13 protein-coding genes are annotated in these 13,809 nt (G+C 60.6%); 5 read left to right on the forward strand and 8 right to left on the reverse strand.

Annotation, left to right across the window (positions count from 1 at the left end; translation table 11 throughout):
* Nucleotides 1–175: 175 nt before the first annotated feature.
* Nucleotides 176–1,402 carry a 3-hydroxyacyl-CoA dehydrogenase gene (locus tag AC1DVF_RS01380; RefSeq protein WP_477781906.1) on the forward strand — a complete coding sequence of 409 codons (1,227 nt, stop codon included), beginning with the start codon at nt 176–178 and terminating at the stop codon, nt 1,400–1,402.
* Between the two features lie 219 nt (nt 1,403–1,621).
* A complete protein-coding gene (locus AC1DVF_RS01385; protein ID WP_099757724.1) occupies nt 1,622–2,047 on the forward strand; it encodes an acyl-CoA thioesterase in 426 nt (141 codons plus the stop codon).
* A 68-nt stretch (nt 2,048–2,115) separates the two neighbouring features.
* On the opposite strand, the gene AC1DVF_RS01390 is transcribed toward AC1DVF_RS01385, so the two are convergent.
* The 4 genes from AC1DVF_RS01390 to AC1DVF_RS01405 form a co-directional block, all read right to left on the reverse strand.
* On the reverse strand, nt 2,116–2,595 hold the full coding sequence (locus AC1DVF_RS01390) for a glycine zipper domain-containing protein (protein WP_093429994.1): 480 nt from the start codon (nt 2,593–2,595) through the stop codon (nt 2,116–2,118).
* 328 nt (nt 2,596–2,923) lie between these two features.
* A complete protein-coding gene (locus AC1DVF_RS01395) occupies nt 2,924–5,272 on the reverse strand; it encodes an FdhF/YdeP family oxidoreductase (protein WP_186620742.1) in 2,349 nt (782 codons plus the stop codon).
* Nucleotides 5,269–6,108: a formate dehydrogenase accessory sulfurtransferase FdhD gene (gene fdhD / locus AC1DVF_RS01400; protein WP_093429996.1), complete on the reverse strand. Its 840-nt coding sequence runs from the start codon at nt 6,106–6,108 to the stop codon at nt 5,269–5,271. The genes AC1DVF_RS01395 and fdhD overlap by 4 nt, the downstream gene beginning before the upstream one ends.
* Nucleotides 6,109–6,200: 92 nt before the next feature.
* On the reverse strand, nt 6,201–7,088 hold the full coding sequence (locus AC1DVF_RS01405; protein WP_093429997.1) for a LysR family transcriptional regulator: 888 nt from the start codon (nt 7,086–7,088) through the stop codon (nt 6,201–6,203).
* A 137-nt stretch (nt 7,089–7,225) separates the two neighbouring features.
* On the opposite strand from AC1DVF_RS01405, the gene lysM reads away from it, so the two are divergent.
* Complete coding sequence (gene lysM / locus AC1DVF_RS01410; RefSeq protein ID WP_477781907.1) at nt 7,226–7,675, forward strand: peptidoglycan-binding protein LysM; 450 nt, start codon at nt 7,226–7,228, stop codon at nt 7,673–7,675.
* A 94-nt stretch (nt 7,676–7,769) separates the two neighbouring features.
* Here the strand turns inward: lysM and yrfG are convergent, their stop codons facing one another.
* Nucleotides 7,770–8,432: a GMP/IMP nucleotidase gene (gene yrfG, locus AC1DVF_RS01415; RefSeq protein ID WP_477781908.1), complete on the reverse strand. Its 663-nt coding sequence runs from the start codon at nt 8,430–8,432 to the stop codon at nt 7,770–7,772.
* An 88-nt stretch (nt 8,433–8,520) separates the two neighbouring features.
* On the opposite strand from yrfG, the gene nudE reads away from it, so the two are divergent.
* Together nudE and cysQ are read left to right on the forward strand one after the other, a co-directional pair.
* Nucleotides 8,521–9,087: an ADP compounds hydrolase NudE gene (gene nudE / locus AC1DVF_RS01420; RefSeq protein ID WP_034151897.1), complete on the forward strand. Its 567-nt coding sequence runs from the start codon at nt 8,521–8,523 to the stop codon at nt 9,085–9,087.
* A gap of 11 nt (nt 9,088–9,098) precedes the next feature.
* Nucleotides 9,099–9,926, forward strand: coding sequence for a 3'(2'),5'-bisphosphate nucleotidase CysQ (gene cysQ, locus AC1DVF_RS01425; protein WP_093429999.1), 828 nt, complete (start codon nt 9,099–9,101; stop codon nt 9,924–9,926).
* Between the two features lie 204 nt (nt 9,927–10,130).
* Here the strand turns inward: cysQ and AC1DVF_RS01430 are convergent, their stop codons facing one another.
* Genes AC1DVF_RS01430 through AC1DVF_RS01440 form a run of 3 tightly spaced genes read right to left on the reverse strand, consistent with a single transcriptional unit; the run spans nt 10,131 to nt 13,773 of the window.
* The gene (locus AC1DVF_RS01430; RefSeq protein ID WP_093430000.1) at nt 10,131–10,586 is read right to left on the reverse strand and encodes a YiiD C-terminal domain-containing protein; all 456 of its coding nucleotides are present in this window, start codon (nt 10,584–10,586) and stop codon (nt 10,131–10,133) included.
* Nucleotides 10,583–11,968, reverse strand: coding sequence for a sigma-54-dependent transcriptional regulator (locus AC1DVF_RS01435; RefSeq protein WP_093430001.1), 1,386 nt, complete (start codon nt 11,966–11,968; stop codon nt 10,583–10,585). Before AC1DVF_RS01435 ends, AC1DVF_RS01430 begins: the two co-directional genes overlap by 4 nt.
* Nucleotides 11,965–13,773 carry a sensor histidine kinase gene (locus AC1DVF_RS01440; protein ID WP_095047127.1) on the reverse strand — a complete coding sequence of 603 codons (1,809 nt, stop codon included), beginning with the start codon at nt 13,771–13,773 and terminating at the stop codon, nt 11,965–11,967. Before AC1DVF_RS01440 ends, AC1DVF_RS01435 begins: the two co-directional genes overlap by 4 nt.
* Nucleotides 13,774–13,809: the final 36 nt, after the last annotated feature.

A 13,809-nucleotide genomic window follows, 5' to 3' on the forward strand; every position in this document is an offset into this window, starting at 1 on the left:
GTACATCAGGCAACACTATTTTGAATGTGATGACCCTTTCGCGAGCAGGCTCGCTCCCACAAAAGCAGGGCTGTATCCATCCGCTGAATGTCGATCATCACGGTAATAAACTTCAAAAAACGTCGATGGCTGACTAAGGTGAGACCAGTCTTTGGATCGCCAACAAGAGAACAACATGAGCCAGACAACCTTCGATATTCAGCAAGCCGCGGTGATCGGCGCGGGCACCATGGGCCGGGGCATTGTCATGTGTCTGGCCAATGCCGGCGTGACGGTGCAATGGGTGGATAACAATCCACAGATGCTTGAACAGGCACTCGCCACTGTGGCCGAGACTTATGCACACAACGTGCGCCAGGGACGGATTGATCAGGCCGAAGCGGATGCGCGTTTGGCGCGGGTCAGTGCGGCAGCGGATTATGCGGCGATTCGCAATGTCGATCTGGTGATCGAGGCGGTGTACGAAAATCTTGAGCTGAAGCAGAAGATCTTTCGTGAGCTGGATGGTTTGCTCAAGCCTGAGGCACTGTTGGCAAGCAATACGTCGGCGCTGGACATCGATGCGATAGCCGCAGCGACAAAGCGTCCGAATCAGGTGCTGGGCCTGCATTTCTTCAGCCCGGCGCACATCATGAAACTGCTGGAAATCGTTCGCGGCGCACAGACCTCTGCGACGGTGCTGGAGGCGGCACTGGCACTGGGCAAACGCATGGGCAAGGTCAGTGTGGTGTCGGGTAACTGCCATGGTTTTATCGGCAATCGCATGCTGCATCCGTATGTCCTCGAGGCGCGCAAGATGTTGCTTGAGGGCGCTTATCCACAGCAGGTCGACGCAGCCTTGCAAGGTTTCGGTTTTGCCATGGGGCCGTTCCGCATGTACGACGTGGTCGGCATCGATCTGGAATGGCGTGCACGCGAGTTGGCCGGCAAGGGCCAGGATGCGCCAGAGGTGCAGGTGGATAACCGTTTGTGCGAGATGGGCCGGTTCGGGCAGAAGTCTGGCAACGGTTATTACCATTACGAACCGGGCAGTCGTCAGGCTGAGCACGATCCTGAGGTCGATGCGCTGGTATTGCAGGTCAGCGAAGAGTTGGGCTTCCAGCGCCGCGAGATCGGTCCTGAGGAGATCCTGGAGCGCAGTCTTCTGGCATTGGTCAACGAGGGTGCGAAGATTTTGCAGGAGGGCATTGCCGAGTCTGCACACGACATCGATCTGGTGTACCTGAACGGCTACGGCTTCCCGGCGGACAAGGGCGGGCCGATGGCCTGGGCGGATCAGCAAGGGCTGGCGAATATTCATTCGCGGCTGTTGGCGCTGGAGACGCGGCAGGGCGATCAGTGGAAACCGGCGCGGTTGATTGGTGAGTTGGTGGCGCAGGATAAGGGGTTTGCTCAAGTGTAATGTCGCGGCCAAAATCGTTCCCCCTCACCCCAGCCCTCTCCCCCAGGGGGGAGAGGGGGAAGGGAGCCGATCTGCGTGGGTTTCAGCATCTGAGTTCGACTCGAAGGATCAGGTCGGTGTATTTCGAGAGAACACCTCGGTCAGTCCCCTCTACCTCTGGGAGAGGGCTAGGGTGAGGGCAAGCAGCCTCACTGAAAAAACAAGAGAACCAGCACAACCATGTCCACCCCTCAGCGCACCGACTATCCCCACTTCCAGCCCATCACCACACGCTGGCACGACAACGACGCCTACGGTCACGTCAACAACGTCACCTACTACAGCTTCTTCGACACGGCGGTGAACACCTACCTGATACAGGTCGGTGGTCTGGATATTCATGGCGGTGAGGTGGTGGGATTTGTAGTCAGTTCGGCGTGCGATTACTTCGCCTCGATCGCCTTCCCGGACCTGATCGAGATCGGTCTGCGAGTCGGCAAGTTGGGCAACAGTTCAGTGCAATACGAATTGGCGGTGTTCAAGGTGGGTGAAAGCGAGGCGTGTGCGGCCGGGCGCTTCGTTCACGTATTCGTCGATCGGGCGAGTAATCAGCCGGTGCCGATCCCTGCTGAACTGCGGCAGGCACTGGAATACCTGGTGGTGTAAACGGCAAAAAAAAATCGCAGCCCTTAGGCTGCGATTTTGCTTTACCGGCCAGCGAGGTGTTTGAGGCCTCAGTCGCGATAGTACTTGTGATGCTTGCGGTGGCCGTAGGCATGGCCGCGACCACGGTGGTCGTCACGATAGTAGCGACGATCATCATGGCGGCGATCGTAACGACGATCGTCGTCATCGCTCTTGTTGCCCATGTAGTTGCCCAGCGCGCCACCGGCGCCGCCACCTGCTGCGGAGCCGATCAGGCTGCCGGTGGTGCCGCCCATGCTGCGGCCGACCACGTTACCGCCGGCTGCGCCCAGCGCACCACCGATGGCGGCTTCGCCACGGCTGCGTTTGTCGGCGCCAACCGCGCTACCACCCGCGCCGCCCAAGGCTGCGCCGATGGTGGAACCTGTATTGCCGCCTAAGGACTGACCGACGACCGAGCCAAGAACCCCGCCCAATGCGCCGCCCACACCTGCTTCGGTGGTGCCGCCTGCGGAAGCAAAACCACTGACCAGGCCAAGGGACAACAAGAGAATCGAGGAGAACTTCATAGATGAGCCTCAAAGGGATGACGGCGCCGATCCTGAGGCTGTGTAACGAGCGTGACAATCGAAATCCGACGAATAACACGACTTGTATACAATTTTGCAAGTTGCTGTTTTATCAGCGGAACTTAACCGATTTTCGCCGGTCTTTAGCTACTTCGGACAGGCCGCTTTTGTGAAAAAGCGGCCTTTTTTGTGGGCGTTGGAAAAGTGCTAGGGCTTGGAAGCGTATTGCTTGAACCTACGCCTTCGCGAGCAAGCTCGCTCCCACATTTGAAATGCATTCCAATGTGGGAGCGAGCTTGCTCGCGAAGAGGCCGGTTCTGACATCGCGTTACGCGGACTTGGCCATGATCAACCCAGTCTCACTCGCCGCTTCCAGTCGAATCGCAATGAACTTCGACGTCGGTGTATGGCTGCCATCCCCGGTGCTTTCCAGCGGCACCAGCGGATTCACTTCCGGGTAATAAGCTGCGGCTTGCCCCGCCGGAATATCAAATGCCAGCAGTGTGAAGCCCTTTACCCGACGCTCGCGACCATCGTCCCATATCGAAACAATGTCAGCCTTCTGCCCCGGACGGAAGCCGAGGCGAATGATGTCCGCCTCATTGGCGAACAGCACATCACGCTGGCCTTTCACTCCGCGATAACGGTCGTCGAGACCATAAATCGTGGTGTTGTACTGATCGTGGGAGCGCATCGATTGCAAGATCAGATCCGGCAGTTGTCCGGTCGCGCGGGTGCGTTCGTGCACGAGATCTTTCGGCAGCATATTGGCGCGGAAATTGGCCCGGCCCGACGGCGTGTTCCACTTGCGTGCGCCAGCGCTGTTACCGAGGTAGAAACCGCCCGGGTTCTTGATCTTCTCGTTGAACGCTTTGAAGTTGGGAATGGTGTCGGCGATCAGTTCGCGGATGCGCCCGTAATCAGCCACCAGCCAGTTCCAGTCCACCGGTTTACTGCCCAATGTGGCGGCAGCGATACCGGCAATGATCGACGGCTCTGAACGCATCTGGTTCGACAGCGGCTGCAACTGACCGTTGGAAGCGTGAACCATGCTGAACGAGTCTTCCACGGTGACCGCTTGCGGGCCTTCGGTCTGGATATCGATGTCGGTACGACCGAGGCACGGCAGGATCAGCGCGTCTTTACCGTGAGCCAGGTGGCTGCGGTTGAGCTTGGTGCTGATCTGCACGGTCAGGTCGCAATTGCTCAGTGCGGCGAAGGTACGCGGGCTATCCGGCGTGGCTTGGGCGAAGTTACCGCCCAGACCGATGAAGACCTTGGCGCGACCCTCAGCCATTGCGTGGATCGCTTCAACCACGTTGTGGCCGTTGTGGCGCGGCACCTTGAACTGGAAGCGTCGCTCCAGCGAATCGAGGAACGCCACCGGCGGACGCTCGTTGATGCCCATTGTGCGGTCGCCTTGCACGTTACTGTGGCCGCGCACCGGGCACAGGCCGGCGCCCGGTTTGCCGATGTTGCCGCGCAGTAGCATCAGGTTGGCGATTTCCTGAATCGTCGGCACCGAGTGGCGATGCTGAGTGATGCCCATCGCCCAGCACATGATTACGTTCTTGCCCTTGGCGTACATACGCGCGGCTTGCTCGATTTCTACGAGGGTCAGGCCGGATTGCTCGACGATCTGTTCCCACGGCGTATCGTCAACGACACCGAGGTACTCCAGCACATTGGCGCTGTGGGCATTGAGGAAGTCATGATCGAACACGGCAGGTTCGCCAGCCTTCTGCGCATCGCGCTCCCACTGCAGGAGGAACTTGGCCATGCCGCGCAGCAGCGCCATGTCACCGCCGAGTGCCGGGCGGAAATAAGCGGTGTTGGTTGGCTTGTCGCCGTTGGTGAGCATTTCGATCGGGTGTTGCGGATGCTGGAAGCGTTCCAGACCACGCTCTTTCAATGGGTTGATGCACACCACTTGCGCGCCGCGTTTCACTGCCTCACGCAAGGGTTCGAGCATGCGCGGGTGGTTGGTGCCCGGGTTCTGGCCCCAAACGAAAATCGCATCGGCGTGTTCGAAGTCATCGAAGGTCACGGTGCCTTTGCCGACGCCGACGCTCTGCGCCAGGGCAACACCGCTGGCCTCGTGGCACATGTTCGAGCAGTCCGGGAAGTTGTTGGTACCGTAGGCGCGCACAAACAGTTGATACAGATACGCCGCTTCGTTGCTGGCGCGACCCGAGGTGTAGAACTCGGCCAGATCGGGGCTCGGCAGACTTTGCAGGTGCTTGGCGATCAGCGTGTAGGCGTCGTCCCAACTGATCGGCTTGTAGCGATCGGTTTCGGCGTCGTAAACCATCGGTTCGGTGAGACGACCCTGATATTCCAGCCAGTAGTCGCTCTGCTCCAGCAGTGAAGTCACGCTGTGCTTGGCGAAGAACTTGGCGTCTACACGACGCTTGGTCGCTTCCCAGTTCACCGCTTTCGCGCCGTTCTCGCAAAACTTGACCATGCCGCTTTCCGGCGAATCGCCCCACGCGCAACCCGGGCAGTCGAAACCGCCGTTCTGGTTGGTCTTGAGCATCATGCGCAGGTTTTTCAGGGCGTTGTCGCTGGTCAACCAGGCCTGAGCCACACTGATCAGGGCACCCCAGCCGCCGGCGGCACCTTTGTAAGGCTTGTAGCGCGGGACAGGTTTCTGGTCGGCTTGATGATGTTGGCTCACGCTTGATTCTCCATCGCGGGGCTATACACCCGCGGCGCACTTTTCTGCGGCAGGTGGATGAGATTGAGGTTATGTCGACGCGCCCATTGCACGGCAAGACCGGTGGGTGCGGAAAGGCTGACCAGGGTCTGGATGCCGGCGCGCAAAACTTTCTGGATCAATTCGAGACTGCAACGGCTGGTGACAATCGCCAGTCCGCCATCTGTGGATATCTTCTGGCGGATCAGTCCGCCGATCAGCTTGTCGAGGGCGTTGTGCCGGCCGATGTCTTCGCGCCCGAGCAACAATTCGCCGCTGGCGTTCATGAACACCGCCGCATGCACCGCGCCGCAATGCTGACCGAGCGGTTGGAACGCACCGATGCGCTGGCGCAGACCGTCGAGCCATTCGCTCGGTGGCAGCGGCGCGCCGGGCAAGACCTTGAGATCAGGCAGTGCCTGCTCCACCGCTTCAACCCCGCACAATCCGCAACCGCTGGTGCCTGCCATTTGCCGGCGCTGTTGCTTGAGATTCCAGAACGCACGGTTGGCGATGGTCACTTGCGCATACTGCGCTGAGCCTGCGCCGGTCAGTTGCAGGTCATAGATGTCGGTGGCATCGATGATGATGCCGCTGCCGAGGCTGAAGCCGACGATGAAGTCTTCCAGGTCGGTCGGCGTCACCAGCATGACGGCCTGGCTGATACCGTTGTAGGCAATTGCCAACGCGACTTCCTCGGCGAGCGCAGTGCTGGCCGATTCCTCACGGGGTAAATCGCTGTAACTGTAGGTCTGGCTGGCGGCAGGCGCGGGCGTTTCAAGTGCAGGCGCCGCGCAGGCAGGGCGCTTGGCGTTCATGGCATCACCGACGGTTTGATCAACGTTAAGACTAGGCGCGGCAAGTTGTCGCGTCTAATCGCTAGTGTCGATCTATCGATAGAGGCCGTCGATCAAGGCGCCGTTGGCGATTTCTGATAGAGCGCGAAACAGGCCTCGGCGAGCGCCGAGCGTGGCGCCCCGCGACGCATGATCAAGCCCAGTGGCGCTAGGGTCTGGGCGTTTTCGATGGGCTGCAGACGCAGGTGGTCGGTGAGTTTTTCCAGCCCGCCGTCCAACGGCATGATCGCGCAGCAGAAACCGCCGTGTACGGCTTGTAACAATTGATGCACGGCGTCGGTTTGCAGCAACGGTTGCGGAGTCAGCCCACGGCTGTGGAAGTTGTGGTCGATGGACTGACGGAAATGCATGCCGCTGGTAAGCATGCCCAGCGGCAGTTCGATCAGCGATTCCCAGCTCAGCGGAGCTTCGCCGAAGGTAAAAGTGCGCTGGTCGTACAGCAGGCCCATGCGGGTTTCGTCGAATGCCAGTGATTCGAAACGTTCGTGATCCAGGCGGTCGAGATAAGAAACACCGATGTCGATTCGGTTGTTCGCCAGATGCTCGAGGATCTGCTCAGAACTCAGTGCCGACATTTCAAAGCGCAGATTCGGGTGGGCGCTGTGCAGGCGTTGCATCAACGGCAGTGGATCGAAACTCGACAGCGGCACCACGCCCAGCCGCAACGTGCCGATCAGGTTGCCGCGACACGCCGCTGCTTCCGCGTGCAAACCGTCATACGCCGCCATCACCGAGCGCGCCCACGCCAGTACGCGCTCGCCCGGCGCGGTGAAACCTTCGAAACGCTGGCCACGGTTGACCAGTGGCAGGTCGAGTTCTTCTTCAAGACTGCGCAGGCGCATCGACAGGGTTGGCTGGGTGATATGGCAACGCGCGGCGGCCTGGCCGAAATGGCGGGTTTCGTCGAGGGCGATGAGGAATTTCAGCTGCTTGATGTCCATCTTCGCTCCGGGCGCTGGCAGGGTTGGGCGATTCTACCGCTTGCGCGGTGGCAGGGTCATTGGTCGGCTTGGAACCGGGTTTGTCTGTCGTGGTCTAGGCTTGGACGACTGAACCTTTATTCCATGGAGAGAACACGATGAGCCTATTCAGCTTTATCAAAGAAGCCGGTGAGAAAATCCTCGATGCACTGACGCCTGACAAGGCCGAAGCAAACGGTGAGGCGCTGACCAAGCACGTGCAGGACGCGCTGTCGGGGATTGATACCTCGAAAATTCAGGTGAAAGTCGAAGGCGAAAAAGTTATCGTCACCGGTGAAGCCGCCAGTCAGGAAGAGAAAGAAAAGATTCTCTTGGCGCTGGGCAACGTTGCAGGCGTCAGCGGTGTAGATGATCAGATCACCGTGACCGGTGCTGCGGCCACGGCGGCGAAATTTGTCACGGTCGAGAAGGGCGATACCCTCAGCGCGATTTCCAAGCGCGTTTACGGCGATGCGAACAAATACAACAAGATCTTCGAGGCCAACAAACCGCTGCTGTCTCATCCAGACAAGATCTATCCAGGGCAGACACTGCGTATTCCTGAGTAACACGTCGGAACTCCGCTCGAAGCAGGCTCGCCCCCACATGGGATCGCATTCCAAATGTGGGAGCGAGCCTGCTCGCGAACGGGGCAACTCGGTATCAAAGCCCTGCAATCAAACTGCGATAATCCTCAACCGCCGCAAACTCAGCCGTGTCCTTCGGCCCCTTGCGACTGTCCGGCTCTTTCACCGCCAACAAATGCGCCACACCAAAATCCCGCGCACTGCGCAGAATCGGCAAGGTGTCGTCGATAAACAGACTGCGCTCCGGATAAAAGCCGATGTCCGCCTGCAAGGCATCCCAGAACTGCGGGTTCTCCTTGGGAAAACCGTAATCGTGGGAGCTGATCAGCCGCTCAAAATACGGCGCCAGTTCGATTCGCTCAAGCTTCAGCGACAGTGAGTCGCGGTGTGCATTGGTGATCATGATCACCCGTTTGCCCGCGCGTTTGATCGCTTCCAGAAAGGTATCGGCATCCGGGCGCAAGGCAATCAGGTGCGCAGTTTCCAGCTTCAGTTCACGCACCGATAACTTCAGCTCGGCACTCCAGAAATCCAGGCAGTACCACTGCAACTGGCCGGCATGGCGTTCGAACAACGGCTGCAACTCCATCTCGGCCATGGCCCGGCTGACCCCGTGCAGTTCGGCGTAACGCTGGGGCAGGTGTTCCAGCCAGAAGTGATTGTCGAAGTGCAGATCCAGCAGCGTGCCGTCCATGTCGAGCAGAACGGTATCGATGTCGGACCACGGTAATGAAGGCATGGCAACGTCTCGAACGGTAGAAAGATATCCGACATAAACAATCGGGAAAGCCGCGTTATAGTAGCGCGTTCACGCCAAGGAGCTTTGCATGCGCCAGAAACCCACCGTACTTGCCCGCGAGATCGTCGCCACCAGTCGCCTGTTTTGCGTCGAAGAACTCAAGCTGCGCTTTTCCAACGGCGTGGAACGCACTTACGAACGTCTGGTTGGTAAAGGTGCGGGCTACGGCGCGGTGATGATCGTGGCGATGCTGGATGCCGAACACGCGGTGTTGGTCGAAGAGTATTGCGGCGGCACTGATGAATATGAATTGTCCTTGCCCAAAGGTCTGATCGAACCGGGCGAGGATGTGTTGGCGGCAGCCGAACGTGAGCTCAAGGAAGAGGCTGGTTTTGGTGCGCGGCAACTGGAGCATCTGACCGAGCTGTCGCTGTCGCCCGGTTACATGAGCCAGAAGATTCAGGTGGTCCTGGCGACTGATTTGTACGAGGAACGTCTGGAAGGCGACGAGCCTGAGCCGATGCGTGTCGACAAAGTGAACCTGCGCGAACTGTCGTCGCTGGCGCTCAATCCTCAGTTTTCCGAAGGCCGTGCATTGGCTGCACTGTATCTGACCCGCGATCTGCTGACCGAGCGCGGGTTCTTTCCAGCATGAGTGAGATATCGATGAATTTCCCCCACCCGTTGATGGCGCCGGTCGTAGAGCTGGCCTTGCAGGCCGGCGAGGCGATTTTGCCGTTCTGGCGCGCCGGCGTTGAGGTCACGGCCAAGTCCGATGACTCGCCCGTGACGGCGGCCGATCTGGCCGCGCATCACCTGATCCTCGCCGGGCTGACGGCGCTGGACCCGAGCATTCCAGTGTTGTCGGAAGAAGACGCCAACATCCCTCAGAGCGTGCGCGCCGGCTGGCAGCGCTGGTGGTTGGTCGACCCGTTGGACGGCACCAAGGAATTTATCAGCGGCAGCGAAGAGTTCACCGTGAACATCGCGCTGATCGAAAACGGTCGCGTGGTGTTTGGTGTGGTGTCGATGCCGACCAATGGTCGTTTCTACGTCGGCGGTGCCGGGCTTGGCGCTTGGCGTTGTGACAAGGGCGGCACGCCGGTTGCGATTCAGGTGCGCGATGTACCGGGGCCGGGCGAGGCGTTCACCGTGGTCGCCAGCCGTCGCCATTCGAGTCCCGAGCAGGAACGTTTGCTCGCCGGGTTGAGTGCGAGTCTGGGCGAGTTGCAATTGGCCAATATTGGCAGCTCGCTGAAATTCTGCCTGCTGGCCGAAGGCGTGGCGGATTGCTATCCGCGACTGGCGCCGACTTCGCAGTGGGACACGGCGGCGGCTCAAGGTGTGCTGGAAGGTGCGGGCGGTGAGGTGCTGGATCTGCGCGGGGAGGCGTTCTGTTATCCGGCGCGGGAATCGCTACTCAATGAGTTCTTTTTGGCATTGCCGGCCAAGGCGGCCTGGCGCTCCAGATTGTTGGAGTTGGCTCGCGGTTAAGTGGGCTGATCCGAAATCCCCCTCACCCCAGCCCTCTCCCCCAGGAGAGGGAGCCGACCGCGGGATATTTGAGAGTAGCGCCGACCTGGTCGAGTTTTGCTGAATCCATAATCGCTTCGATCTTTCAGGTCGATCTATATCGCAAGACGCCTCACCCTAACCCTCTCCCTTTGGGAGAGGGTTAGGGTGAGGGGCTTTTGATTGTCAGCGATGCAAAACGTACTGCCCGGTAAATGTCACGGCGTCTTCTTCGCTACCCTGATTGACGATCCGCGTATTCAACGTCAACCGCGCCCGCCCATAACGCCGATACATCGCCAGAAACCTCTTCCACTCCTTCGCATCAGGCGCCGGGCAAATCGCCGTAGCGTCCCCGGTCACCGGAAGCGGATAACTGATCTGCCCTTCCTGAATAACAATGTGCCCGTCGGTGATTCCTTCCTCTTTCAGGCGCAAATGCAACCAGCCCCACCCGGCCAGCACCGCGCCGCAGTAGAGGCTGCCACCGAACATCGTGCTCTTGTGGTTGACGTTCGGCTCGAGTGGCAGATGCAGGCTCAGTTGCTGTTCATGCCAGTCGAGCACCTTAAGGCCCATGTCTCGGGTCAGCGGGATGTCGTGATGCAAAACCGACTGAAGATAGGCGCTGTGGCTGATCATTCGTTCTCGTCCCCATGGCTGCTGTCGCCAAAGTTGAGGCCATGCTTGCGCAACTTGTCATGCAGGGTCTTGCGCGGAATGCCCAAGGCTTCGGCGAGGCTGCGCACCGAACTGTGGGAGCGCGCCAGTTCAGCAGCGATCAGCGATTTCTCGAAATTTTCCACCTGCTCGCTGAGGCCCCCATTGATGACTTCGACCGTGGTACTGCCCCCGCCCTCGGCATCAGCGTTATCCAGCGCCAATTCCAGGCCGAGGGCGAAACGTTCGGCGGCATTCTGCAGTTCGCGTACGTTGCCCGGCCAGGTGTGGCGCAGCAGCAAGGCGCGTTGCGCCGGTTGCAGTTCATGGGGCGGCAAACCGTGGCGGGCGCTGGCTTCATCGGCGTAATGCTGGAACAGCACCAGCGCATCTTCACCGCGCTCACGCAGTGGCGGAATGCGCAGTGGCGCGACGTTGAGGCGGTAATACAAGTCGGCGCGGAAGCGGCCCTGGTCAGCGGCCTGACGCAAGTCTTCCTTGGTCGCGGCGATGACGCGGATGTCCAGCGGGATCAGTTGATTGCCACCCAGACGCTCGACCACGCGCTCTTGCAGCATGCGCAGCAACTTCACCTGCACATCCATGCTCATGCTCTCGATTTCATCGAGAAACAATGTGCCGCCATTGGCGAATTCGAATTTGCCGATCCGCCGTTTTTGCGCGCCGGTGAACGCGCCGGGTTCGTGGCCGAACAGTTCGCTTTCCACTACCGACTCGGCCAGTGCGCCAGCGTTGATCGCCACGAACGGGCCGTTTCGGCGGCTGGATAAATCGTGCAAGGCGCGGGCAACCACTTCTTTACCGGCGCCGGTTTCGCCGAGGATCAGCACGTCAGCCTTGGTCGCGGCCAGCGCGCCGATCTGCTCGCGCAGGCGCAGCATTGGGGGCGAATGGCCGACCAGCCGCGCGCTCAGCTCATTGCGATCGCTGAGGGCCAGGCGCAGGCTACGGTTGTCCAGCACCAGGCGGCGCAAGGCCAGGGCGCGGCGCACGCTGTCGAGCAGCGCATCGCTGGCGAAAGGTTTTTCGAGAAAGTCATAAGCGCCGGCACGCATGGCTTGCACCGCCAGCGGCACATCGCCGTGGCCGGTGATCAGCAATACCGGTAGTTCGGGATCCTGCGCGTGCAGTTCGCTGAGCAATTCGAGACCGTCCATGCCCGGCATGCGGATATCGCTGACCACCACACCCGGCCAGTCACGCTCAAGCTGTGCGGCCAGGCCTTTGGCTTCGGACAGCGGCAGAATTTTCAGGCCGGCCAGGTCCAGGGTCTGGCCGAGGGCCTGACGCAGGTGCGGATCGTCGTCGATCAACACCACCTGAATGCGATTGTCGATGGTCATGCACTTCGATCCTCGGACGGTTGCAGGCTGACCCCGGGCGCACCGGCGCGCAGCCGCAGGGTAATCAAGGCGCCACCTTGCTTGTGGTTGGCGAACGACAGTTCACCGCCGAAGGCGCGCATCAGCGTTTCACAAATGGCCAGCCCCAGGCCAAGGCCTTGAGTGCGGGTCTTGGTGGTGTAAAAGGGCTCGCTGGCGCGGCCGAGGGCTTCCATGCAAAAACCCGGGCCGTTGTCGCGAATGTACAGATTGACGCCTTCGGCGGTGGATTCGGCACTCAGCCAGAGTTTGCGCGGCGGGCCTTTCTCGGTGAGGGCGTCGAGGGCGTTGGCCAGCAGATTGCCGAGCACTTGGCGCAATCGGGTTTCCCCGGCCTCGACCCACAGAGTCGCGGCTGGCAGATCGCGGATCAGTTCGACTTCCATGCTGCGACGCCGTTTGGCCAGCAGCGCCAAGGCATCGTCGAGCGCCGGTTGCAGGGCAACGCTTTCCGGCGCGTGGCGATCGCGGCGGGCAAAGGCGCGCAGGTGGGCGATGATCGAGGCCATGCGCCCGGTCAGTTCGCTGATCAGTTTGAGGTTGCCGCGCGCATCGTCGGTGCGCTGATGATCGAGCAGCACTTCGGCGTTTTCCGCGTAGCTGCGGATCGCTGCCAACGGCTGATTGAGTTCGTGGCTGATGCTCGCGGACATCGTCCCCAGCGCCGACAGCTTGCCGGCCTGGACCAGATCGTCCTGGGCACGCACCAGTTCCTGTTGGGCTTGTTCACGCTCCAGCACTTCCTCCTTCAAGCGCCGGTTGAGGCCTTCGAGGTCGCTGGTACGCTCGGCGACGCGGCCCTCCAGCTCGCGACGTGCTTTGGCCTCGAAGGCGATGCGCTCCAGATAATGGCGGCGGCGCTGCATCATCAGACCGAGCAACAACATCAGCACCAGCAGCGTGGCGCCGCCGATGGCGACCACGGTGCGCACCGGACGGTCGATCAGCGTGCGTGGGGCAAGGATGCTGACGCTCCAGCCGGTTTCGGCGATGTCGTGAGTCTGGATCAGCCACGCAGTCGGGCTGAGGTTCAGGGGGCGCGGCTCGCGGGTCGGGTAAGGCTGGATGGCGGTGATCGCCGAGCGTTCGCTGTCGCTCAAGTTACGGGTCGAACGGAAGCGCCATTCCGGGCGCGAGGTGAGGATGACCACGCCGTTGTGGTCGGTCACCAGCAGTTGTTCCGGGGTTTTGCCCCAGAGGCTTTCGGTGTGGTCGAGGTCAACCTTGATCACCAGCACGCCGATGATTTTTTCGCCGTTGCGCACGGCGGCAGCGAAGAAGTAGCCGCGTTTGGCCGAGGTCGTGCCGAGACCGAAAAAGCGTCCGAGGCGTCCGGCCATGGCTTCACTGAAGTACGGACGGAACGAGAAATTGCGGCCGACGAAACTGTCGTGTTTGTCCCAGTTCGACGCCGCCAGCGTCTGCCCGCTGGTGTCCATCAGGTACATGACTTCGGCACCGGTCTGTGCAGCGATGTTCTTCAGCAGGCGATTGGCGTTGCCTTGGCTGACGCCGTCGTCCGGTGCGCCGAGGACCGCACGCAGGGCGGGCAGGTCGCCGAGAATTTGCGGCAACACTTCATAGCGGTGCAGGGTGCCCAGCAGGTTGGCGACGTACAGGTCTAGGGTCTGCCGGTTCTGCCCGGCCAGTTCGCTGCGGTAATAGCGCTCGGCGAGATGTTCCAGCGGCCACAGCAGCGGCGCCAGACACAGGGCCAGCAGCGCGAGGCTGCGCCAGCGGGGTCTGCGGGGGAGGGTTGGTTTCATGAGCCGGATGCGCCTGAGATGTCAGGCGCATTATGC

The organism is Pseudomonas sp. P4_D7, from assembly GCF_056401755.1.

Excerpts from the sequence above, each read along its gene's own strand:
- AC1DVF_RS01385 (WP_099757724.1), top strand. The coding sequence starts at position 1,622 with ATGTCCACCCCTCAGCGCACCGACTATCCCCACTTCCAGCCCATCACC.
- cysQ (WP_093429999.1), top strand. The coding sequence starts at position 9,099 with ATGAATTTCCCCCACCCGTTGATGGCGCCGGTCGTAGAGCTGGCCTTG.
- AC1DVF_RS01380 (WP_477781906.1), top strand. The coding sequence starts at position 176 with ATGAGCCAGACAACCTTCGATATTCAGCAAGCCGCGGTGATCGGCGCG.
- AC1DVF_RS01405 (WP_093429997.1), bottom strand. The coding sequence starts at position 7,088 with ATGGACATCAAGCAGCTGAAATTCCTCATCGCCCTCGACGAAACCCGC.
- yrfG (WP_477781908.1), bottom strand. The coding sequence starts at position 8,432 with ATGCCTTCATTACCGTGGTCCGACATCGATACCGTTCTGCTCGACATG.
- lysM (WP_477781907.1), top strand. The coding sequence starts at position 7,226 with ATGAGCCTATTCAGCTTTATCAAAGAAGCCGGTGAGAAAATCCTCGAT.
- AC1DVF_RS01435 (WP_093430001.1), bottom strand. The coding sequence starts at position 11,968 with ATGACCATCGACAATCGCATTCAGGTGGTGTTGATCGACGACGATCCG.
- fdhD (WP_093429996.1), bottom strand. The coding sequence starts at position 6,108 with ATGAACGCCAAGCGCCCTGCCTGCGCGGCGCCTGCACTTGAAACGCCC.
- AC1DVF_RS01430 (WP_093430000.1), bottom strand. The coding sequence starts at position 10,586 with ATGATCAGCCACAGCGCCTATCTTCAGTCGGTTTTGCATCACGACATC.
- AC1DVF_RS01440 (WP_095047127.1), bottom strand. The coding sequence starts at position 13,773 with ATGAAACCAACCCTCCCCCGCAGACCCCGCTGGCGCAGCCTCGCGCTG.
- AC1DVF_RS01390 (WP_093429994.1), bottom strand. The coding sequence starts at position 2,595 with ATGAAGTTCTCCTCGATTCTCTTGTTGTCCCTTGGCCTGGTCAGTGGT.
- nudE (WP_034151897.1), top strand. The coding sequence starts at position 8,521 with ATGCGCCAGAAACCCACCGTACTTGCCCGCGAGATCGTCGCCACCAGT.